Below are 21,053 nucleotides of genomic sequence, written 5' to 3' on the forward strand. Positions count from 1 at the left end.
GCACGAGCGAAGCATCCAAAGACGTCCTTGTTCAACTGATCCTGCTGGTCTGTCGGCGGCATCTTCACCCAATTCGAGGTGATGCAGCAGATGGGGCACCGTCGAACTTCTAGGACCTCCGCCGGCGCCCTCACCTCGGTCCCGGGAGCATATCTTCTCCACGCCGTCGGACTGGCCGCTGACGACCACTCACGCGCGGCAACCGACGATCTGCTCGCCCGAATACAAAGCACCGCGGCACCTGTCGACATCGGCATGGCAGCGGCCCCGTTTGCCGAAGGCCGCGTTGAGATCCCCGACGGGTTACCGATGGAAGCCCTGCAGCGCCTGGCGGCGATCCGTGCCGCGGTCGACCCTCAAGCTCGCATCCTGCCGACGCGGCTCATGGGTGGCGCCACCTGTGCATGAGATCCTTGGTCATGCCCATCGATTCCGCACCCACAGCGCGACGTCGCCCCCGCGCTCTTCGCAGCGACGCTGTGGCCAACCGCGAGAAGATCCTCACGGTGGCGGCCGAATTGATTTCGCAGCGTGGGCCCCACGTGCCCCTGGCTGAGATCGCGGAGGCCGCCGGCGTCGGCGTCGGCACGCTGTACCGCGGTTGGTCCGACCGTGTCGCGCTTCTGCATACGCTCGAGCACCGAGCCTACGATCAGCTGATAGCGATACTTGATCGCATCGAGGACGCGGGACAGACCGGCGCCGATGCGGTAGAGACCTACCTTCACGAATCCTTGAACCTCGGCGATCAGCTCGTACTGCCGTTGCGCGGAGCTCCTCCCTTGTTCGACAAGGACGCAATTGCCGCCCGCGCACGCATTTTCGCCGCGGTGGAACGGTTTCTCGACGACGGCAAACGCAACGGCAACGTGCGCGTCGACGTCCACGCGTCCGATGTCGTCTATTGCGCGTCCCAGATCACGAATCCGGCGCCCGACACGCCTGCGTTGCAGAAGCTCGCACGCCGCCACATAGCGCTGTTCGTCCACTCGATCCGCTCGCCGGCAGACCAGCCGCTCGCCGAGTCTGCGGTAAGCCCGCGAGATATCGAGAAATCGCTCGCCAAACGCGCATCGCGCTTCGGCAAACCCGACCACTGAAGAGCCGCGGCGCTGATCAGAGCATGAACACTCCCCCGTCGACGTTGAGGGTTTGTCCGGTGATGAAACCTGCGTCGTCCGAGGCGAGAAAGAACACCGGCCCGACGAGATCGCCGGCCAGCTGGTCGCGCTGGAGGGCACGGCGCTCACGTTGCGCCGCCAAGATCTCCTCGGGAAAGCTGTCCCGCACCGCTTGGGTGACCGTAAGTCCCGGCGTGATGACGTTGACCGTGATGCCGTAGCCCCCGAGTTCGCGAGCCAGCGACCGGCTCAAGCCGATGACACCGGCTTTGGCGGCCACATAATGCGACTGACTGGCGGTGCCGTCGAAAGTCGACCCGGATCCGAAGTTGACGATCCGGCCCCAGCCGAGGTTCTTCATCAGCGGCAGGACCGCCCGCGTCACGAGGAACGTGCCGGTGAGGTTGATGTCGAGGACCTGGCGCCACTGATCACTGGACATCTCCTCGAACGGCACAATAGGAAACCAGCCCGCACAATTGATCAGCACATCGACCCGACCGGCATGCTGTCGCGCCTGTTCGGCCAGATCGGCGGTCCCGTCGGCCGTGGCGATGTCCGCCGCGGCGGTGACGAGCCGAGGATTGAGCCGCCCATGGGTGTCCCAGCGTGCCCGCCATCCGCCAAGTGTCTCCTCGGACACGTCGCACGCGATGACAGTGTCGCCGTTGTCGAGGAAGCGGTCGACAAGTTCGGAACCGATGCCGCCTACCGCTCCGGTGAGCAGGACGACGCGATCAGTACTCATTGGCCTTCCTCTCGTCATCTAGACGTCGTTGCCGGCGACCTGCTGCGCCAGGGTCGGATAGTCGGTGTAGCCACGCTCGTCACCGCCGTAGAAGGTGTCCTTGTCGGGGGCGTTCAGTGTTGCGCCGGTCTTGATTCGCTCGACGATGTCCGGGTTGGCGAGGGTGCGCGTCCCGACAGTGATCACATCGCCGAGCCCGCTGGAGAGGTCCGCGGTGCGCTCCACCACACTGGCCCCGGCGCGGTTGAGGACCACCGGGCCGCCGAATGCCTGTCCCAAGGTGCGCCGTAACTCGTCGTCGCCGAACGAGATGTTCAGGTAGGCCAACCCGAGCGGGGCCAAGGCCGAGATCAGGGTTTCGTAGAGTTGCGGGACGTCGTCTTCGGCGACGTCGTTGAACGGATTGCCCGGCGAGATCTGGATTCCGGTTCGGTCGGCACCGACCACGTCGGCTACCGCCTCGGCGACCTCGACGGCGAAGCGGATTCTGTTCGGAATGGAACCACCGTAAGCGTCGGATCGTTGGTTGGCATTACTCGACAGGAACTGGTGCACCAGATATCCGTTGGCGCCGTGAATCTCGACACCATCGGCGCCGGCGCGCATCGCACATGCGGCGGCGTGGCGGAAGTCGTCAATTGTCTTCTGCACCTCGGCGAAAGCCAGGGCGCGCGGCTCAGGTATCGGCACCAGCCCTTGCGCTGTGAACATCTGGGTGTGCGGCGCGACCGCCGAGGGAGCCACGGGTTGACGATGATGAGGGGTGTTGTCCGGATGGGAGATTCGGCCGACGTGCATCAGTTGCAGGATGATCCGTCCCCCGGCTTGGTGCACGGCATCGATGACCCGGGTCCAGCCGGCCACGTGCTCGTCGGTGTAGATGCCCGGAGTGACCAGATAGCCCTGGCCGTCGGCTGAGGGCTGAGTGCCTTCGGTAATGATCACAGCCGTCGACGCGCGTTGCCGGTAGTACTCGACGTTCATGGCGGTCGGCGAACCGTCGGGCGCTGAGCGGTCCCTTGTCATGGGAGCCATGGCAAGCCGGTGCGGCAGCGCGATCGCCCCGAGATCAGTCGGTGTCCAGAGCACGCTGTCAGGCGCGACATGCTCGGCGGGCAGTTGCGACAGAGCGGTGTTCATGGTTGCTCTCCTCTTCAAGGTTTCGGTTGTCGTGAGATCAGCCGCCATGGATCGGAAGCGGATCGGCGGATGTTGATGTCGTTGGCACTCTGATGAAGCATAACCATTATTCGGACGAATTATTCCGCTTAATGCCCCTGCAGCACTGCGACCGGGCTCGACTGCGACACGGCAAAACCGCCACGGTGACGAAGCCGCCGGTACTGCGTGGAGGTCAGATGACCGCCAAAGTAGCTGCTACACAGTCCTTTTCAAGATCATGGGGCCGCCACGCCAATCGCGATCGCGGCGTCTTCCCGCGCGCACGGCGCGTCGTGCCGATAAGTACCATCGGCGGTTGCCGACTCTGTCATAGTTCACGAGGGATTATCGGGGGGAAGAAACCAGTGACCTTTGGGATACGCTTCGTCGGGCGAATGGTCGTCGCTTCCGCGCTGGCCATTGCCGCGCTGCCGGTGATCGTCCCGACGGCCGGATCGCAAGCATGTCCCGACATCGACGTCGTCTTCGCTCGCGGTACCGCCGAGCCGCCCGGAGTCGGCGGCGTCGGCCGGCGGTTCGTCGATTCGCTTCGTGCGCAGGTATCTCCGCGAACGGTGGATGTGCACGGCGTCAACTACCCGGCGAGCAGCAACTTCACCGGCGGGACGGTATTCAAGATGAACGTCGTCGAAGGCGTGCGCGACGAGTCCAACCATGTGCGGAGCGTGGCGTCGGTGTGCCCGAACACCAAACTGGTGTTGGGCGGTTACTCGCAAGGCGCGGTGGTGACGGCTCTGGCCACGTCCGGCGTGGTGCCGACCGGGATCGCCCGCGGAGCTGCGCCACTGCCGCTTCCTGCGCGCGTCGCCGACAACGTGGCGGCCGTGGTGCTGTTCGGGACTCCGGCGGGCTGGTCGGCGGAGAAGTACGGCGCCGCCGATATCCACGTCGGCCCGGCATATGCGAGCAAGGCACTCGAGTTCTGCGCGCCCGGCGATGCCGTCTGCACCGGTACGGTCCCGAGTCAGGATCACGGTCCGCACCACCAGTATGGTGTCAACGGCATGGCCGACCGGGCTGCCGCGTTCGCCGTGAGCCGGCTGAGCGCCCTGTCGCAGGGATCACCGGCGAGCTGAGAAAAGCCGGTTCGATTGACGCCGCTTGATTCCGCCCCGCTACGTGCGGTCGGGAAAGTGCGGCCCCGCACACGGCGGCGGCCAAGTGATCGTCGCGCCGCTTTCGCGGACACCCCACTTACGTCTGCCGGGCTGCCGCAGGTCCGGGTGTGAATCCTTCACCGGGGTGATCGCCACCGCGACCCACACTGCGGTGAGTGTCGCCGCAGCCACCGCGGCAACCGCGGTGGATGTCGCCAGGATCGGGCCCGCCGAGCCGGTTCGTGACCACCAGAACGCGCCGACACCGGCGACCGTCGACACCCCGGACAGGTAAGCGGCCGCGACACACCACCGGAACCGGCGGCGCCGCAGCGTGACGACCGAACAGGCCGCGGCGCCGGCGCCCAGCACCGATGCGGCCACCGGTACAGAGCCGCCCACAACCCACGCCACGATGACCGTCACGACCAGCGCCGTGGTCGCCGCCCACGCCGCGCGACGGGCCCACGCGGGCAGATGGACGTCGTCGAGGACCCGGTGTTCGATCTGTTTGAGCGTGGCCTCGATCGACTGACCGCGCGACCGCAGATGGAACACCGTGCTCACCTCTTCGAGAAAATGCCTGGTCTCGAGGATAGGCGCGTACGCAAATCCGCTGCTCAGATCCTGCCGTCGAGGTACTCCGCATACGCGGGCAGATCCAGCTGTCCATGCCCGGACAGCCCGATGATCACCACCTGCTCGCGCGGGTCGTCGGCGACATGCCTGGCGGCGGCTGCGATGGCATGCGTCGACTCCGGTGCCGGCACGATGCCCTGCGTCCGCGCGAACTGCACACCGGCGTCGAACGCGTCGTGTTGCGAGATGGCCACGCCTTCGACCAGGCCGAGCTCGACGGTGTGGCTGAGCGCCGGCGCCATACCGTGGTAGCGCAAGCCGCCGGCGTGAATCGGGTCAGGCACGAAATCCATACCGAGTGTGTGCATCTTGAGCAGCGGGGTCAGTCCGGCGACGTCGCCGTGGTCGTAGCGGTACTCGCCCTGGGTGATCGACGGACACGCGGCCGGCTCGGCGGCCACGACCCGCGGGTTCGAACGGCCGTGGATCTTCTCCCGCAGGAACGGAAACGACAGTCCGGCCAGGTTGGAACCACCACCGGCGCAACCGAACACGATGTCGGCGCCGTCCGGTTCGGCCAGCGCCAGCTGCGCGACGGCCTCTTGCCCGATGACGGTCTGATGCAGCACCACATGGTTGAGCACGCTGCCCAGCGCATAACGGGCGTCCGGGTCCGCCGCCGCGACCTCGACCGCCTCGCTGACCGCCATACCGAGGCTGCCGGTGGTGCTCGGGTCCTTGGCCAAGATGGCGCGGCCCGAGGCCGTGAGCGTCGACGGGCTCGAGTGCACCGTGCCGCCGTAGGTCCGCATGAGGTGTCCGCGATAGGGCTTGGACTCGTACGACGCGCGGACCTGCCACACCTCGATCTCCAGGCCGAACTGCGCCCCGGCGAACGACAGCGCGCTCCCCCACTGCCCGGCGCCGGTCTCGGTGGTCAGCTTCCGGACACCGTCGACGGAGTTGTAGTAGGCCTGCGCCACCGCCGAGTTGGTCTTATGGCTGCCCACCGGGCTGACACCTTCGTACTTGACGTAGATGTGGGCGCCGGTGTTCAGCGCCTTCTCGAAGCGCCGGGCCCGAATCAGCGGTGACGGCCGCCACATCGCGTAGATCTCCCGTACCTCGCGCGGGATCTCGACATAGGTCTCGGTGGACGCCTCCTGCGCGATCAACCCGCTGGCGAACAACGGCGCGAGGTCATCCGGGCCGACCGGTTCCCTGGTCCCCGGATGCAGATGCGGCGGGATGGGCTCGGAGAGCTCGGCCGCCAGGTTGTACCAGTGCGTCGGCACCTCGACGGCGACGAGGTCCGGATGGGTGGCATCGAGCTGTTCGGTCATGGCGGCCACTCTAACGACCACCTCGCCCCGTCCGAGGACGCCGCCTATTGCCTGCCGAAGTTGGTCGCCAACGGCAGAAAGATGTCGTCGACGATCTCGCGGATGGTGGCTTCGGGCACTGCGGTCATCGTCATCAGCATCTCGTGCCGCACCAGATCGACCGGAAGCGCGACGACGCGATCCGAAGGCGCCGCGGTCAGCTCACCGCGGCTGACCGCGCGCTCGACGATGGTTTCCATCGCGCTCGGCCCGTCGGTGAGGAACATCGTGCGCAGCTGCTGCGGCGACCCTCCCCCTTCGTCGAAGTACGCGCCGAGCCGTGCGGTGATCAACCCGATGATGCGTGAGCGCCGGTCGGCGAACTCGGTCAGGACCGCCACCACGTCGTCGCGCAGATTTCCGGTGTCGGGAGCCTCGATCCTGTCGTGTGCACCCCGGTGCCGGAGCACCGCCTCCAGCAGCTCTGTCCGGGACGGCCACCGCCGATACAGCACCGATCGCGCCGACCCCGACCTCGCGGCGACGGACTCGATGGTGAACCGCTCATAGCCCGCTTCGAGGAGTTGATCCCAGCCGGCCTCCAGGATCGCGGACTCCAATGCCGAGCCGCGACGACGCTGCCCGGACACACCTTTAGAGGACACTTGCGTAGCTTATCGCACGCAGGTACGTTCGCGGATAAGCGACAAAAACGTAGCTTATTTGCAGCGCTCAGCGCATCACCCGATCCGGAGGATTCATGACGACTCGCAGTGCGCTGATCAGCGGCGCCGGCATCGCTGGACCGGTTCTGGCCTTCTGGCTCACCGAAGCCGGGTGGGACGTCACCGTCGTCGAGCGTGCCGAGCGGTTACGCACCAGCGGCTACCCAATCGACATCCGGGGCACTGCAATCGAAGTCGTGGAACGCATGGGCCTTTCCACCCAGATCGCGGCACATCGCTATCAGCACGTCCCGCTGCAGGTCCTCACACCGGGCGGCCGTCGTTTGTGCCGACTGGATCTCGGCCAACTGGCCAACGACGCCGAGGCCGGTGACGTCGAGATCACCCGAGGTGAGCTCACTCGGATCCTGTTCGACGCGAGCGCCGACCGGGCCGAGTGCCTGTTCGGGGACAGCATCACCGCACTGACCGATACCGGAGACGGCGTCGACGTCACCTTCAGCCGTCATGGACACCGGCGGTTCGACGTGGTGATCGGCGCCGACGGGATCCACTCGAAGGTCCGCGCCCTGGCCTTCGGTCCCGACGCAAGATATCTCCACCATCTCGACGCGTACGTGACGATCTGGGACATCGACAACGAGATGTTCTCCCCCGCAACGGGTTACCTGTACTCCCACCCGGGCCGCACGCTGATGGTCGAACGCCTGCCCGACGGCGGCGCCGCTCGGGCATATCTGACGTTCGTCCATCCCGCCCCGGGCACGCTGAACCGGCACAACACGGACCAGATCGTCGCCGAGATCCGGCGGGCGTTCGCCGGCGACCGCTGGCGCACAACCGAAGTCATCGACACCCTGCCGGACACCGAGGACGTCTACTTCGACACCGTCAGCCAGGTGCGGATGGACCGATGGAGTCATGGACGGGTCGCACTCATCGGCGACGCCGCATACGCGCCGGCGTTCCTGTCCGGACAGGGCACCAGCATCGCGATCACCGGCGCGTACGTGCTGGCCTGTGAACTTGCCCGTCACACCGATCCGGAAGCGGCGTTCGGGATCTACGAACAGCGGATGCGCGAACATGTGATGAGAAACCAGGAGCTGGCGCTGCGCAACGACTCCACGGTGCTGCCACGCAACCGACGACAATTGTTGCGCCGCAACAGCATGGTGGTCGCCCTGCCCTGGCTGCGGCGGCTCGGCATCGACCGATGGCTTCGCGCTGATCTCCGCTCAGCTGCCACTGAGCTGTCCCTGTCCCCACATGATCTTCGGCGCTCCCCCAGCCGGCAGACATGAGCGTCGCGCTGCGGCGACCCCCTGGCGAAGTTCGAAACCAATGGAGCAAGCGGCTGGTCCTCTGGGTGGTCGTCCTGCTCCTTGCCAATGTCCTCGCCGATGTGGTCATCGGCGCGCCGCTGATGGTCCTGCCCGAGCTCTTGGACCGTTTCGACACCGATCAAGCCGCGTGGCTCAATGTCGGGGCGATGCTGGCCGGAGCCATCTGGTCGCCGCTGCTGGCCAAGAGTTCGGACATCGCCGGTAAGCGGCGCGTGCTGGTCATCACGCTGCTGGTAGCAGGCGCCGGAGCGCTGATCTGCCTCGTCGCGCCGAATCTCTGGACCTTTCTGGTCGGCCGGTTCCTGCAGGGCGCCGGCTTCGGCTCTGTATTTCTCACCGTCGCGCTGGTGCGGGAGATCAGCGCACCGCCGGTCGCGATGACCCTCGTAGGACTGTTGACGTCCGGTGCGTCGGTCGTCGGCGTGCTGGAGCCGTTCCTGATGAAGCCCGTCGTCGACGCGTACGGGTATCGGGGCGTGTTCACGGTGGCGGCGCTGCTGGCCGCCGGTGCCGCGCTCGGGGTGCGCTGCCTCGTCCCGGAGTCGCCGGTGCGCGCCGGTTCCCGGGTCGACGTGGCCGGGGCCGTCCTGCTCGGCGGCGGCGTGGGCGCACTCCTGGCCTACCTCACCCTCGCGCCGTCGGTCGGCTGGTCGGACGGGCGCATGATCGCGCTGGGTCTCGCAGGCGTCGCCGCGCTGGCGCTGTGGGCGGTCTCCTCGCTGCGGCTGGCCGAACCGATCGTCGACCTGCGGGCGCTGCATCGCCCGGTGGTGCTGACGTTGGTGGCGTTGCTACTGGCGGCGGGCGCATTCCGGAGCGTGCTCCACCTGATCGGCATCGTGGCTCACGTGCCCGCGGATCTCGGGCTCGGCTACGGACTCGGCGACGGGGAGGCGATCGCACTGCTACTCGCCGTGCCGAATCTCGGCATCGTGGTCGGCGGTGTGTGCGCCGGTTGGCTGTCGGGGCGCCATTCCGGTCCTGCCCTTCCCCTGCTCGGTGGCATCGCGTTGGGGACGATCGCGGCGGTGACGATGCTCGCCGGTGTCTCAGTTCTTCCGCTGGCGGTCGGCTGCGCCGGAATGCTCGGCGTCGCCGCGGGGGCGATCGGCGCATCCGGTTACAACCTGGCGATGGACCACGCCGCACCCGGAGAGCACGGCACGATCGCCGGACTGGTCTCGGTGACGCTCGCACTGGGCTCCGTCGTCGTCACCTTCGCCGGTGGTGAGGTGCTCAAAGTAACCGAGAGCGCCGCGGTCATCTCCGGGGGCGCTCCGGTCAGCACCGCGTTCGGGGTGTACCTCTACGTCGTCATGGCCGGTGCGTGTTTCGCGCTTGCCGCGATCCCCGCCGCGATGGTGTGGCGGACGAGGTCGACGGCCCGCGGTGCAGCCCCCGGCTCAGGCGGTGATCGGTGAGGCGATCTTCTCCATCCCGCGAGATCGCAATCGCTCCATCTCCACAACGTCACAGACGTTCTCGTCGCCGATCAGATCGTCGTTTCTCAGCCGCAGCACCGGCGCGCCCGGCGTGACAGTCGCGGCTTCCCACGGCGAGACATCGCGCCAATCGGCAATATTCAGCTCTGCGGCCGCTTTCCGAAGTATGTCGCCCAGCTCGCCGCCGAGCAGCTGGCGCACCGCACCGGCGCCGCGTTGCGGTTGCCCGATCAACCACGAATGGCAGGCGTTCTGGACCTTGTAGAGCGCGGCGCCGGCGTCTTCGGCTACCGCGCGGGCGTTCTCGAACGGGATGATGGCGTCGTCGGCACCATGAAGCACGATGGTCGGGACCGCCCGCTGCTGGAGCAATTTCAGCAATGCAGTGGAATCGCCGGCCCGCATCAGCGCCTGCGTGGCTCCGCAGAATCCGGTCGGCGCCATGACCTTGCCCATCAACATGACGCGCAGCATCTGCAGGTAGCGTCCGACCGCCTCGACTTTCATCCTCAGCGGGTCGCGCGACAGATCGTAGAGTGCGCCTGCCACCGTGTGCAGCATCTGGCTGGGTGAGCGCATCACGGTCCGCAGCGCCGCGTCGAGCGGCGCCCCGGCGGCGGCATCGAAAAGCAGTGTCGCGAGGATGCGTTCGGGTGCGAGGGCGGCGATCTGAATGGCCATCCGCCCACCCATGGAATGTCCGGCCAGCACCGCTCTGTTCACACCGAGAGCGTCCAGGGTGCGCAGAAGGACACCCGCCCTGTCGGTGAAATCGGCTGCGGTATCGGGAAGATCGTGGGTATCGCCGTGACCGGGCGCATCGATCGCCACAACGAGAAACCCGAGCCCAGCGATCCGGCTCAGCGTCCTGAGGTAAGCGCGACGGCCCAGTCCGAGCCCGTGCAGGAACACCAACGGTATGCCACGACCGCCCACCGAGACGCCGACCCGGTGGCCATCTTCGAGTTCAATCTCGTGATGGCTCAGCCGGACTCTGCGACCCGCGAGCTGGGGCGTTGCACGTTCCATCGGCGCCACTCCTCCGTCAGTGACGGGTGGCTACCCACTGCCCGCGCGGATAAACCCCGCCGGTGGCGCGATCAGAACCCGGCGCGATAGCGCAGGCGGGGAAGCTTGTCGACCGTGACGATGCCTGGCGGCGCGGCGATCACATCCGGAATACGGTTCACGATCTGGGTACATGTCGTCGCCTGGGTCGGCACGGTTCCGTTGGACAAGAACAGGTTCGGCTCGCCCTCGACCGCCCACTCGTTGATGTCACCCTCGCCCGGCCCGTAGACCCGGCCCGACATCTCGAAGACGAATACCGGCCCTTCCTGTGTCTCGATCCGGTCGATGTCGGTGAATCCCACTACGTCTCCGGGCGCGAGATCGATACCGAGTGCCTCCGAACGCATTGCCGTAGCGGCGATGTCGGGTCGCGTCAAGGTGCTGATGGACCTCACGGTCAATCCTGTGTCGGCGACCAACGCATCCAGCACGTTACGGCCGAACGTCGGCGGACGTTGCGCGCCCTTGACCCACTCGTCGAATTCCGCGGCGGTGCGCCCGACCTGTTGCGCGGTCGCCAGCTCGGGACCGAAGTCGTCGACGTTCCAGCTGGCCTTGCCGCGGACGGTGTCGATTCGGTGCGCGGTCCCCATCAACAGGGCGACCATGTTCACCCAGAAGGTGTCCTGGAAACCGGTGCCGGTCAACGTCGCCCCGGTGGACTTGGCCAGCGTGTCCAGTTCGGCGGCCAATTCAGGTGAGGTGTCCCAGGGGTAGAGCATCTCTTCGGACAACGTGACCGCGTTGACGCCGTGCTCGGCACAGATCCGAAGCTGTTCGACGGCATCCGTGAGGTAACTGTTCACCGCGATGACGGCGATGTCGGGCCGCGTCTGCTGGAACACCGCGGCCGCATCGTCGCTGACGGTGACGCCGAGTTCACGGCCGAGGCCGGTCAGATCGCCGAGGTCTTTCCCCACCTTCTCCGGGCTGCGGGCGATCGCACCGACGATCTCCACCCCCTTGTCGAGAAGCATTCCGGCGATGATCGAGTTCATCGCTCCAACGCCGTACACGACAGCTCGAATACCGGACATCGCGCTCCACCTTCATTCAGGGTGCGGGCCGCACGGTGCGACCGTCCGCAAATGGTATCGACGGGAAGCCGAAGCCGCTCGGCGAACGCGGGTTTCCCGGCCCGGGAAGCATTGTGGGCGTTGATGACTCGCACGAGGGCGCGTGCGCGCTCTACCACAATCCGGATCGGCAGGCGATGTCCACGACGGTGGTCATCCATTGCTTCGATATCCGCGATGGACAGACGACGCCGGCCGCGTGGGATGTCTAGTTCGGTGCGGTCTCCCGGTGGCCCAACACCGGGTCCTCGCCGATGGGGATCTGCGCCGGGCCGGCACTGAACAGGAAGTGTCGGCCCGTGACCTTGCGCGGACGGATCCTGAGGTAGTGGTTCTTGTCCGAGCCGGTCCACGGCGTCAGTTCGGCTTTCTCGGCCTCGGCGATCTCGTCGTTGGTGTACAGCGAGCGGGTGACACCGGCCACGATCACACTCCACCCCTCGACCGAGTCGTAGTGGTCCGCCTCGAACAGCACGTTGTTGTTGATCGCGGCGCCGACCAGTTTCGTGCCCTCGGCGGTGCGGATCAGGATCGTCCGGTCCTGCACGGCGAAGTTGACCGGGTAGATCGCGGGGTTGCCGTCATCCACGGTGACCAGGCGCCCCAGCGCGGCCGTCGCCAGGTGTTCCCAGCACTGGCTTTCGGACAGGATGGTCCTGGTGTCGGCGGCGATGCTCATGAACTCAGCGTAGGCGGGTGCACCGGGTGCTGTCTGAGGCCGAAAGTCACTTCTGTGGGGAATCATCCCTGCCACCGGCACCGCTGGTAGCGGCTCCGTACCTGTCGACCAGTCGCCGCTTGTACAGCTTGCCCGCATCGGTGCGCGGCAACCGCCCCTCGAACGCGATATGACGCGGACACTTGTGCGGCGCGAGGTGTGCCCGTGCCCAGGCCTGCAGCTCGTCGGCCGCCGCATCGTGGTCCGACGCGGGGTCCACCAGTTCGACCGCGGCCATCACCGTCTGGCCGAGGTCGTCGTCGGGAACGCCGAACACCGCGACGTCGGCGACCGCCGGGTGGCTGATGAGCACGTTCTCGATTTCCTGCGGATAGATGTTGACTCCGCCGGAGATGATCATGTTGTGCCTGCGGTCGGTCAGGTACAGATAACCGTCCTCGTCCACGTAGCCGACGTCACCGACGGTGACCCAGCCCTCGGCGGATCGCGACGCTGCGGTCTTGTCCGCGTCGTTGAGGTACTCGAACGGGTAACCGCCCTCGAAGTAGACGTCGCCGACCTGGCGGGCCGGCAGTTCGTCGCCGGCGTCGTCGAGGATGTGCGGCCGCCCGAGGATGGGCCTGCCCACCGATCCGGGCCGCTTCAGCCACTCCTCGGCCGTGATCAACGAGATGCCCGCACCTTCGGAGGATCCGTAGTACTCGTCGATGATCGGCCCCCACCAGTCGATCATCTGGTGCTTGATGGCCGGTGGGCACGGTGCGGCCGCGTGAATCACCCGCTCGAGGCTGGATAGGTCGTAGCGACCGCGGACGTCGTCGGGCAGTCGCAGCATCCGCACGAACATCGTCGGCACGAACTGCGCATGAGTGACCCGGTAGCGCTCGATGCATTCCAGCGCGCCCTCGGCGTCGAAGCTCTCCATCATCACCGTGGTCGCGCCGACCGCCTGCGCCGACATCGTCCACATGGCCGGTGCGGTGTGGTAGGTGGGCGCGGGACTCAGGTAGACCGATGTGTCCGACACCCCGAGCGCCTGGAACACCGGCGTCGGCAGGGACGGCCTTGTGCCCGTCTCCGACTGCAGCGGCCTGCGGATTCCCTTGGGCTGCCCGGTGCTTCCCGCCGAGTACTGCAGCAATTGCCCCTCGGGCTGCCCGACGATGTCGGTATCGGGCTCACCGAAGACGCAGTCGGGGTAGCGCTGCCAGCCCGCAAGGTCGCCGTCGGCGATCAGCGCCGGATCCGGAAGGCGCAGATGACCTTCCAGCTCGGCACACAGGTCGCGCAACGCGTGCGACGACAGGATCGCGCGCGCACCGCTGTCTTCGGCGACGTACGCCGCTTCCCTGGCGGTGAGATGGGTGTTGACCAGGGTGAAGTAGAACCCGCAGCGACGCGCTGCCCACATCGCCGCGTGGATGTGTTCGTTGTTCTCCATCAACACCGCGACGGTGTCCCCTGCCACCAGACCATGACGTCGCAGAAAGTGCCCGAGTCTGTTGGCCGCCGCGTCGAGTTCGCCGAACGTGACCCGCCGGCCCGAAGGATGCAGGATCACCGCCGGCTGCCCACGGCGGTGCGGGTCGGACGTTACAGCGCTTTCCACTGCGGTGGACGTTTCTCCAGGAACGCGCGCGGGCCCTCGACGGCGTCTTTGGTCAGCGCGACCTTCATCCGATAGTTCTCGGCCAGCAGCTCGGCCTCATAGATGGGCAGGGTCAGTCCTTTGCGCACCGCCATCCGCGAACCGCGCACAGCCAGAGGCGCATTCGAGTTCACAACGTCCGCGATCTCCCAGGCCCGGGCCATCAACATGTCATGGGGCACGACTTCGGTGAAAACACCCAGATCGTAGGCGCGTTGGGCATCCAACCGTTCGTGCCTGCCCATCAGGACGAGGCGCATCGCGACGGGCAGCGGCAGGATGCGCGCCAGTCGGACCGCCTCCCTGCCGGAGGTCACACCGATGCTGACATGCGGATCCATCAGACTCGCCTGGTCGGACGCGACGGTGATATCGGCCGTCGTGACCAGATCCATCCCTGCCCCACAGGCGATTCCGTTGACCGCGCAGATGATCGGCTTGGTCATCTGCAGCCACGGCGGCGTGGCTTCCTGAGGGGCGTCCCACTGCCGCATCGAACTGAGCACGGGCTCGCCCTGGTTGTCGATGCCAGGAGCGTTCTCCATGTCGTGGTCGGCCGCCTTGTTGACGTCAGCGCCCACGCAGAGCGCCCGTCCCGCGCCGGTGATGATCACCGTCCAGATGTGTTGCGAGCGTTCGATCTCGGCGTACACGTCGGCCAGTTCCGCGATCATCTCGTCGTTGATCGCGTTGAGGACCTCGGGCCGGTTGAGCGTCACACACGCGGTGTGTCCCCGGACGTCGAAATCGATGGTGTCGTAGCTCGTCACCTGACGGTGCTCCCGTTCTCCAGGTCCACCCGTGCGGTGGGACGCATTCCGAGGAGGTCGGAGAACCGCTCGCAATACCGCGGCCAGACCTCCGGGTTCAGCAACCGCGGCGGCATCCCCCCGGCGAATATCGTCTGCCATTGCTGCGCGGTCGCGACAGCGATGTCGCGGGCGGCTTCGACGGTGATGCCGGCGGTATGGGGTGTGGCGACCACATTGTCCAGATGCAACAGCGGGTTGTCGTGGCGCGGCGGCTCCTCGTGAAAGACGTCGAGACCCGCGCCGGCGATGTCCCCGCCGACGAGTGCGTCGAGCAACGCCGCCTCGTCGTGGACCGGTCCTCGTGCTGTGGTGATGAAATACGCGGAAGGCTTCATCGCCGCGAATTGGGCCCTGCCGAACAGGCCCTTCGTCTCGCTGGTGAGCGGGCACGTCACCTGCACGAAGTCCGACCGTTCGACCAACTCGTCCAGCGTCACCCGCACCACCCCGCGCCGCCGTGCGGTCGAATCGTCCACATACGGGTCGAAGACCAGCACCTCCATGCCGAACGGTGCGCACATCTCGACCAGACGGCCACCGATCGCACCGAGGCCGACCACGCCGAGTGTCTTACCCAGCAATTGAGTGCCCCGCAGGGCCAGCCGGTCGCCGATGTCCCCACCGCGCAGCGCGCGGTCGGCGACGGTGATCTTCTTCGCCAGATCGAGCATGAAACCGAGCGCGTGCTCGGCGACCGCCTCGGCGCCGGGCCCGGAGTTGTTGCACACCGCGATACCGGCGCGGGTACACGCCTCGACATCGATCACGTCGTAGCCGGCACCGGCCGAACAGACCGCCAGCAGGTTGTCGCACCGCGACACGAGGGCCGGACCGGCCAGCCACTGTTCACCGTCGCGGCGGCGCGCCACATCGGTGCGGGTCGCCACCTGGTACCCGTGGGCTGTTCGCAGTTTCGCCCAACCGTCGTCGTCGGATGCCTCCAGGTCTAGTCTCACCAGTTCCACATCGGAGCGCTCGAGCACCTCTCCGGCGACGGGGTCGGTCCACCGTTCGTAAACCAGCCGGGGCCGCGGGCTGCCGGTCACTTCTTCAGCTTGGGTTTCGCCTGAGCGGCCTTGAACATGTCGGCCAATGCGGCGTCGACGTTCTTGTAATCGTTGCGCGCGACGGAACCATCCCGGCCTTCGACGGGGTCGTAACCGAGCCGCAGGTCCTTGTTCTCCATGTGGAAGTACTCGCGCCCGAGCGGCAGCCGCCGGTCCTCGAGCGGCACTTCCATCCACGCCCGCAGGAAGCACCGCGCCTTCTTCGGGTCGGTGCTGCTGACGAAGTCCGAGCGGGAGTGACACATCGCGAAGTTGTTCGCGACCGCGGCCTCCCCCGACTCCAGACGGAACTCCACCTGCTGCTCGACGAGCACGGTGCGAAGCAGTTCGATGGCCTCCTCCTGCTTGGGCGTGAACTCTCGCCCCAGTGTCTTCATCGCGGGAAGAATGCTGCTGTAGGTGAAGTTCAGACAGATGCGTCCGTCGACCTGGGAGAACACCGGGACGTCGTACGGGGTGACGTCAGGCTGGTCGTCGGGCTGTTCGCTGCGGCGGTGGTGCGGGAAACCCTGATACAGCACGTCGAGCAGGTCCGGACGTTCCCGCAGGATCCGGTTGTGCGCCGCCGGCCCGCTGGAGAACTGACTCTCCCCGCCCTGGGCCGCCGGATACACGCACAGAAGCGAGAGGATGTCGGCGGCGTCGTTGTGCATCGCCAGCTCGGCCCGCGACTTGGTGCCGCGTGCCGGCTGAACCCCGTTGGGCAGCACCTCCTCCTGCACCCGCACCATGCGGTGCCCGAAGGAGTTGTTGGACACCAGATAACCGAGGTGGGTGCAGAACGCCCAGTAGATGCGCTCCAGTTCCTCGATCGAATGCTGCTCGACCGGGAAGCCGCGCACGCACGCCAACCCCTTGCCGTACATCAGATCCTGATACAACCGGGCGAGGTCGTCGTCGAGGTCGGGATGACGCGCATCCTCGGGCGTGATGTCGTCGCGGTCCTTGTTGCCGGTCTTGACCAGAATCGATTGCAGCGCGCCGACGTTACGCGAGGACAGATCGAAGCAGAAGTCCTCCTTGCTTGTGAAATCGGCACCAGTCCAGGCCATCGAATCGGTGACCTGCTCGGTGTAGATCGCGGTGGGCATCCGTCCTCCTGTTGTCCTGGCGTGGCTTTCGCTCAACCGGCGCTGGGTCCGTGGCGGCCGTCAAGTCCCCGGAGCGCTTGGGCGCGCAACGTGGCCGCCTCGGTCATCATCCCGACGTCCGTCCCCGCCGAGATGAAGCGCAGACCCATCCCGACGAAGCGTTCCAGCAGGTCAACAGACTTTATGCCGGCCACTCCAAGCGCGACACCGTGGTTTCGGCATGCCGCTGCAACAGACCTTACCGCATTATGGAAATGGGCATTCTCATAGTCTCCGTGAATGCCCATCTCGGCGGTCAGATCGCTCGGCCCGAGTAGGACCATGTCGACCCCGTCGACCGATGCGATCGCATCGACTTCCGCGACGGCAGCGGGAGTCTCGACCATCACGGCGACCACCGTCTGCGACTCCAGGAACGACGCCAGTTCGGGCGCAGGACGCGGCCGGAATCCGCTCAGCACGTTCGGGCCCGAGATCGAGCGATGCCCCAGCGGGGGGAAACGTGCCGCAGCGACGACATCACGCGCTTCCTGGGGCGAGTTGATGTGCGGCACAATGATTCCAGCCGCTCCGACGTCGAGCACTCGGGCGATGAGGCTGGGATCCTGGGAGGGCACGCGCACCAGCGCCGCGATGCCCGCACCGACGGCACCCGAGCACATCACCGCCACCGTGTCCAGAGATGTCGCGGTGTGCTCGAGGTCGATGTAGATCGCATCGTAACCGCAGGCCGCGGCGATGGCCGGGACCTCGGGCGTACGGGAGTTGAGCAAGGCCAAGCAGAGCAGCAGGCCCTCATTTCGCAGCGACTGGCGCAATGACGTCATCAGAGCCTGACGCTAGCCGACTGAGAACCACGATTCGGCATTTCCGTGAATCGCGTTATCCATATGGTAACCATGACATATGCCAGCGAACCCCGTTGCGATCGTCGGTGTGGGCCATTCCGATTGCGGGCGGGTTCCGGACAAGACCGCGATGGCGTTGATGGCGCAGGCAGCGCGTCGCGCCCTCGCCGACTGCGGTCTCGGCAAGGAGGACGTCGATGGTTTCGGGGGGCACGGAACCCTGCTACCGCCCGTCGATGTCATCGAGTATCTGGGTCTGCGCCCGATGTGGATCGACTCCACGAATGTCGGCGGGTCCTCGTGGGAGGTCCTCGCCGGACACGCCGCCGCGGCGATCAGCGCCGGCGAGATCGACGTCGCACTGCTGACCTACGGTTCGACCGCCCGTTCGGACGTCAAACGCCGTGTACGCGCATCGGCCGCCGCACTGGGAACCGGCGGCGCGATGGGTTATGAAGCGCCCTACGGCGCGACGCTGATCGCGAAGTACGCGATGGCCGCGCGCAGACACATGATCGAATACGGCACCACGGTCGATCAGTTGGCCGAGGTCGCCGTCGCCGCCCACGAGTGGGCGGCGATGAACGAGGACGCGTTCGAGTCGGAACGCATCACGATCGCCGACGTGGCCGCCGCGCCGATGCTCGCCGATCCGTTCACGTCCAAGCACGTATGCCTGCGCACCGACGGCGGCGGCGCGGTGGTGCTCGCCGGCGAACGGGTGGCGCGGGACTGCGCGAAAGATCCGGTGTGGATCCTCGGTGACGCTGACGCGGCATCGCACGTGAGCATGAGCGAATGGCGGGATTTCACCACCTCGGCGGCAGCGATCTCGGGGCCGCGTGCCTTCGCGCAGGCGGGAGTCACGCCTGCCGAGATCGACGTGTGCCAGCTCTACGACTCGTTCACCTCGACTGTGCTTCTCACCGTGGAGGATCTGGGGTTCTGCGCCAAAGGTGAGGGTGGGGCATTCATCGGGTCCGGGGCGCTGCGTCCCGGCGGGGCGCTGCCCACCAACACCGACGGCGGGGGCCTGGCGTCCTGCCATCCGGGTATGCGGGGAATGTTCCTGATGGTCGAGGCGGTCCGGCAACTGCGCGGTGAATGCGGGACCCGACAGGTCGCCGACGCCCGCCTGGCGTGCGTGCACGCGATGGGCGGCTTCTTTTCCCACAGCGCGACGATGATCCTCGGGAGGCAGTGATGGAGGTGCCCGCGGGCCCACACCGGCCGGTGGCCGATTCCGACAGCCAAGCGTGGTGGAGTGCGATCCAGGACCGCACCCTGATGGTCAACGGATGCGCATCGTGCGGCCGGAAGTCGTTGTATGCCCGTCCATTCTGTCCACACTGCTGGAGTGAGGATGTCGCGCTGGTCGCTGCGAGCGGACACGGAACCCTGTACACGTGGAGCGTGGTCCACCAGAACGCGGCACCGTTCGACGCTCACGCACCGTACGTGGTCGCGATGGTCGACCTGGCGGAGGGGCCGCGGGTGATGAGTACGGTCGAAGGCTGCGATGCAGCCGAACTTCGCGCCGGCATGGCGTTGACGGTGTCGTTCCGCGAGGACGAGGACGGCTTCGTCGTTCCCGTGTTCCACCCAGCCCACCCGGTCAGTTCGCGCTGACGAGGCGCGGGGCCACCGCGCGGCGTCGACCGTCGGCACGCTGGGCCAGCGTGTTGCGTTCGACCTTCCCGTTCGCGTTGAGCGGCAGGGACTGCTCCCAGAACACCAGTTCCTCGGGCAGCTTGTACTTCGGCAGACCCGCGACGGTGAGCGCCGAGGCGACGTCGGCCAGCGAGAGCTCGGCGCCGTCGTCGAGCACGAGCGCGACTGCCAACCGCTCCCCCGTCGTCGCATCGGGCACCGAATAGGCGGCGCATTCCCGCACCCCGTCGATCCGCAGCACTGCCTCGTCCACCTCGGCCGCCGCGATCTTGAGCCCGTTGCGGATCACGATGTCCTTGATCCGCCCGACGATCCGGACGCGGCCGTCCTCGACCTCGGCGACATCGCCGGTGCGGAACCATTCGCCATCGAAGGCATGCACGTCGTCGTCGGTGTCGGTGTAGCCGAGAAAGGTGTGCGGGCCGCTGATGCAGCACTCGGTCGGCTCACCCGACGACCCCACCCGCACCTGCACATCGGCCAGCAGAGTCCCGTCGTCGTTGTGCCGCAGCGACTTCGGCTCCTCACGTAGGCCGGACGTGCTCACCGGCACCTCCGACGACCCGTACGCGCGCATCACGATGATGCCGAACTCGTCCTCGGCCCGTTCGACGATGCGCCGGTCGAGTTGCGTACCGCCGAGATACACCGCCCGCAGCGGAACCTCCACACCGCGGCGCGCCACCTCGTCGAGCAGCCTGTCGAGGAGTCGATCCGGGCCGCCATACCAGGTCGCACCGGCGTCCAGCAGCAGATCGCAGGTGCCGCTGGGGTCCCAGCGGTCCTCCAACACCACCGGAGCGGCGAGCATCGGACCGATGAAGAGTCCCTGCAGTACGCCGGTGATCGACGCGAGCGGGCTGATCAGGAAGATGCTGTCGGCGGCTCCGAGGCCGGATGCGGCGATGTAGTTCGCCGACGCCTTGGTCAACGTGCTCAACGAGTGCACCACCCCCTTGGGCCGGGAGGTGGTGCCCGAGGTGTACAGCACGAAGCACGGTTCGTCGGCCGCGCGGGCCGGGCGCAACAGGGTGTCCGGGCGGCGTCCCTGGCCGGCCCGGGCGACCGCGACCGTGCGGCAGTCCGCAGACGCCAAGCCCGGCCAGTCGCAGTTCGGCGCCATCATGTGACGGGCACCGCTGCGGATCAACGCATCTCGGACGCCCACTTCCCCAGCGCTGCGTGCCACCAGCAGCACCACCGCATCCACCCGCAGCGCCGCCTGCACGGCCACCACGGAGTCCACGTCGTTGCCTGCCACGATCACCACGGGGCAGGACCGCGTCACGCCGGAGTCCTTCAGCGCCTGGCCGGTGAGGTCGACCAGTGCGTCGAGTTCGGCGAAGGTGAGGGTCCGGGCACGGTCGCGCACCGCGGGCCGGTGCGGATGCTTCGAGGCCGCCGACCGCAGCGGGTCAGTAGGGCGATCCGACCAGAAGCCGGCGTCGCGGTAGCGCTCGCGCAGCGTCGCTGCCCGTTTCCGGGCCGTACGCAGCAACTCTGGCGAGCCCGTCATGACTTCCTCCGATGCCATCGCAGATGCAAACGCATATTCTCTCTATCGTAA

At 66.9% G+C, this 21,053-nt stretch carries 22 protein-coding genes; 8 read left to right on the forward strand and 14 right to left on the reverse strand.

Annotated features, from left to right (window positions below; genetic code table 11):
- Positions 1–78: 78 nt before the first annotated feature.
- Both BST38_RS12830 and BST38_RS12835 read left to right on the forward strand, forming a co-directional pair.
- Positions 79–408, forward strand: coding sequence for a hypothetical protein (locus BST38_RS12830; protein ID WP_133057227.1), 330 nt, complete (start codon positions 79–81; stop codon positions 406–408).
- Positions 409–479: 71 nt separating this feature from the next.
- Entirely contained in the window at positions 480–1,100 is a 621-nt protein-coding gene (locus BST38_RS12835; RefSeq protein WP_163767606.1) for a TetR/AcrR family transcriptional regulator, read from the forward strand.
- 16 nt (positions 1,101–1,116) lie between these two features.
- Here the strand turns inward: BST38_RS12835 and BST38_RS12840 are convergent, their stop codons facing one another.
- Both BST38_RS12840 and BST38_RS12845 read right to left on the reverse strand, forming a co-directional pair.
- A complete protein-coding gene (locus BST38_RS12840) occupies positions 1,117–1,869 on the reverse strand; it encodes an SDR family NAD(P)-dependent oxidoreductase (RefSeq protein WP_165761585.1) in 753 nt (250 codons plus the stop codon).
- A gap of 18 nt (positions 1,870–1,887) precedes the next feature.
- Positions 1,888–3,009, reverse strand: coding sequence for an alkene reductase (locus tag BST38_RS12845; RefSeq protein ID WP_083143700.1), 1,122 nt, complete (start codon positions 3,007–3,009; stop codon positions 1,888–1,890).
- 218 nt (positions 3,010–3,227) lie between these two features.
- Between BST38_RS12845 and BST38_RS12850 the strand changes: the two genes are divergently transcribed.
- Positions 3,228–4,127 carry a cutinase family protein gene (locus BST38_RS12850; protein WP_237160779.1) on the forward strand — a complete coding sequence of 300 codons (900 nt, stop codon included), beginning with the start codon at positions 3,228–3,230 and terminating at the stop codon, positions 4,125–4,127.
- A 39-nt stretch (positions 4,128–4,166) separates the two neighbouring features.
- On the opposite strand, the gene BST38_RS12855 is transcribed toward BST38_RS12850, so the two are convergent.
- The 3 genes from BST38_RS12855 to BST38_RS12865 all read right to left on the reverse strand — a co-directional run bounded on the left by BST38_RS12855 (position 4,167) and on the right by BST38_RS12865 (position 6,699).
- On the reverse strand, positions 4,167–4,706 hold the full coding sequence (locus BST38_RS12855; protein WP_083143756.1) for a hypothetical protein: 540 nt from the start codon (positions 4,704–4,706) through the stop codon (positions 4,167–4,169).
- 62 nt (positions 4,707–4,768) lie between these two features.
- On the reverse strand, positions 4,769–6,070 hold the full coding sequence (locus tag BST38_RS12860; RefSeq protein WP_083143757.1) for a TrpB-like pyridoxal phosphate-dependent enzyme: 1,302 nt from the start codon (positions 6,068–6,070) through the stop codon (positions 4,769–4,771).
- Positions 6,071–6,114: 44 nt separating this feature from the next.
- Complete coding sequence (locus BST38_RS12865; RefSeq protein WP_083143702.1) at positions 6,115–6,699, reverse strand: TetR/AcrR family transcriptional regulator; 585 nt, start codon at positions 6,697–6,699, stop codon at positions 6,115–6,117.
- 110 nt (positions 6,700–6,809) lie between these two features.
- Here BST38_RS12865 and BST38_RS12870 point away from each other — a divergent pair, with 110 nt between their 5' ends.
- On the forward strand, positions 6,810–8,039 hold the full coding sequence (locus BST38_RS12870) for an FAD-dependent monooxygenase (protein WP_083143703.1): 1,230 nt from the start codon (positions 6,810–6,812) through the stop codon (positions 8,037–8,039).
- Between the two features lie 65 nt (positions 8,040–8,104).
- Positions 8,105–9,502 (forward strand): MFS transporter, encoded by a 1,398-nt coding sequence (locus BST38_RS12875; protein ID WP_237160780.1) that lies wholly within the window; start codon positions 8,105–8,107, stop codon positions 9,500–9,502.
- Here the strand turns inward: BST38_RS12875 and BST38_RS12880 are convergent.
- The gene (locus tag BST38_RS12880; protein ID WP_083143705.1) at positions 9,485–10,552 is read right to left on the reverse strand and encodes an alpha/beta fold hydrolase; all 1,068 of its coding nucleotides are present in this window, start codon (positions 10,550–10,552) and stop codon (positions 9,485–9,487) included. The two genes, BST38_RS12875 and BST38_RS12880, sit on opposite strands and share 18 nt — an antisense overlap.
- A gap of 71 nt (positions 10,553–10,623) precedes the next feature.
- Positions 10,624–11,631 carry an NAD(P)H-dependent amine dehydrogenase family protein gene (locus tag BST38_RS12885; RefSeq protein WP_083143706.1) on the reverse strand — a complete coding sequence of 336 codons (1,008 nt, stop codon included), beginning with the start codon at positions 11,629–11,631 and terminating at the stop codon, positions 10,624–10,626.
- Positions 11,632–11,666: 35 nt separating this feature from the next.
- Between BST38_RS12885 and BST38_RS29210 the strand changes: the two genes are divergently transcribed.
- Positions 11,667–11,882: a hypothetical protein gene (locus tag BST38_RS29210; protein WP_133057228.1), complete on the forward strand. Its 216-nt coding sequence runs from the start codon at positions 11,667–11,669 to the stop codon at positions 11,880–11,882.
- Here BST38_RS29210 and BST38_RS12890 read toward each other — a convergent pair.
- Genes BST38_RS12890 through BST38_RS12915 form a run of 6 tightly spaced genes read right to left on the reverse strand, consistent with a single transcriptional unit; the run spans position 11,879 to position 17,794 of the window.
- A complete protein-coding gene (locus BST38_RS12890; RefSeq protein ID WP_083143707.1) occupies positions 11,879–12,349 on the reverse strand; it encodes a pyridoxamine 5'-phosphate oxidase family protein in 471 nt (156 codons plus the stop codon). The two genes, BST38_RS29210 and BST38_RS12890, sit on opposite strands and share 4 nt — an antisense overlap.
- 46 nt (positions 12,350–12,395) lie before the next feature.
- A complete protein-coding gene (locus tag BST38_RS12895; RefSeq protein WP_083143708.1) occupies positions 12,396–13,958 on the reverse strand; it encodes an AMP-binding protein in 1,563 nt (520 codons plus the stop codon).
- Entirely contained in the window at positions 13,943–14,767 is an 825-nt protein-coding gene (locus BST38_RS12900) for an enoyl-CoA hydratase/isomerase family protein (protein WP_083143709.1), read from the reverse strand. The genes BST38_RS12895 and BST38_RS12900 overlap by 16 nt, the downstream gene beginning before the upstream one ends.
- Positions 14,764–15,855: a hydroxyacid dehydrogenase gene (locus BST38_RS12905; RefSeq protein ID WP_083143710.1), complete on the reverse strand. Its 1,092-nt coding sequence runs from the start codon at positions 15,853–15,855 to the stop codon at positions 14,764–14,766. Before BST38_RS12905 ends, BST38_RS12900 begins: the two co-directional genes overlap by 4 nt.
- A complete protein-coding gene (locus BST38_RS12910) occupies positions 15,852–16,967 on the reverse strand; it encodes a TauD/TfdA family dioxygenase (protein WP_083143711.1) in 1,116 nt (371 codons plus the stop codon). Before BST38_RS12910 ends, BST38_RS12905 begins: the two co-directional genes overlap by 4 nt.
- A gap of 32 nt (positions 16,968–16,999) precedes the next feature.
- Positions 17,000–17,794, reverse strand: coding sequence for an HpcH/HpaI aldolase family protein (locus BST38_RS12915; RefSeq protein WP_083143712.1), 795 nt, complete (start codon positions 17,792–17,794; stop codon positions 17,000–17,002).
- Between the two features lie 79 nt (positions 17,795–17,873).
- On the opposite strand from BST38_RS12915, the gene BST38_RS12920 reads away from it, so the two are divergent.
- Positions 17,874–19,019, forward strand: a complete 1,146-nt coding sequence (locus BST38_RS12920; RefSeq protein WP_083143713.1) for an acetyl-CoA acetyltransferase — start codon at positions 17,874–17,876, stop codon at positions 19,017–19,019.
- Entirely contained in the window at positions 19,019–19,444 is a 426-nt protein-coding gene (locus tag BST38_RS12925; RefSeq protein WP_083143714.1) for a Zn-ribbon domain-containing OB-fold protein, read from the forward strand. The genes BST38_RS12920 and BST38_RS12925 overlap by 1 nt, the downstream gene beginning before the upstream one ends.
- Here BST38_RS12925 and BST38_RS12930 read toward each other — a convergent pair.
- Positions 19,431–21,002, reverse strand: coding sequence for a class I adenylate-forming enzyme family protein (locus tag BST38_RS12930; protein ID WP_083143758.1), 1,572 nt, complete (start codon positions 21,000–21,002; stop codon positions 19,431–19,433). The two genes, BST38_RS12925 and BST38_RS12930, sit on opposite strands and share 14 nt — an antisense overlap.
- Between the last annotated feature and the right edge of the window lie 51 nt (positions 21,003–21,053).

This window comes from Mycolicibacterium parafortuitum, assembly GCF_002086815.1.
Taxonomy (GTDB): Bacteria; Actinomycetota; Actinomycetes; order Mycobacteriales; family Mycobacteriaceae; genus Mycobacterium; species Mycobacterium parafortuitum.

Coding starts and splice junctions, on each gene's coding strand:
- BST38_RS12850 (WP_237160779.1), top strand. CDS start 3,228: ATGACCGCCAAAGTAGCTGCTACACAGTCCTTTTCAAGATCATGGGGC.
- BST38_RS12890 (WP_083143707.1), bottom strand. CDS start 12,349: ATGAGCATCGCCGCCGACACCAGGACCATCCTGTCCGAAAGCCAGTGC.
- BST38_RS12870 (WP_083143703.1), top strand. CDS start 6,810: ATGACGACTCGCAGTGCGCTGATCAGCGGCGCCGGCATCGCTGGACCG.
- BST38_RS12920 (WP_083143713.1), top strand. CDS start 17,874: ATGCCAGCGAACCCCGTTGCGATCGTCGGTGTGGGCCATTCCGATTGC.
- BST38_RS12910 (WP_083143711.1), bottom strand. CDS start 16,967: ATGCCCACCGCGATCTACACCGAGCAGGTCACCGATTCGATGGCCTGG.
- BST38_RS12885 (WP_083143706.1), bottom strand. CDS start 11,631: ATGTCCGGTATTCGAGCTGTCGTGTACGGCGTTGGAGCGATGAACTCG.
- BST38_RS12925 (WP_083143714.1), top strand. CDS start 19,019: ATGGAGGTGCCCGCGGGCCCACACCGGCCGGTGGCCGATTCCGACAGC.
- BST38_RS12915 (WP_083143712.1), bottom strand. CDS start 17,794: ATGACGTCATTGCGCCAGTCGCTGCGAAATGAGGGCCTGCTGCTCTGC.
- BST38_RS12930 (WP_083143758.1), bottom strand. CDS start 21,002: ATGACGGGCTCGCCAGAGTTGCTGCGTACGGCCCGGAAACGGGCAGCG.
- BST38_RS12840 (WP_165761585.1), bottom strand. CDS start 1,869: ATGAGTACTGATCGCGTCGTCCTGCTCACCGGAGCGGTAGGCGGCATC.
- BST38_RS12880 (WP_083143705.1), bottom strand. CDS start 10,552: ATGGAACGTGCAACGCCCCAGCTCGCGGGTCGCAGAGTCCGGCTGAGC.
- BST38_RS12845 (WP_083143700.1), bottom strand. CDS start 3,009: ATGAACACCGCTCTGTCGCAACTGCCCGCCGAGCATGTCGCGCCTGAC.
- BST38_RS12860 (WP_083143757.1), bottom strand. CDS start 6,070: ATGACCGAACAGCTCGATGCCACCCATCCGGACCTCGTCGCCGTCGAG.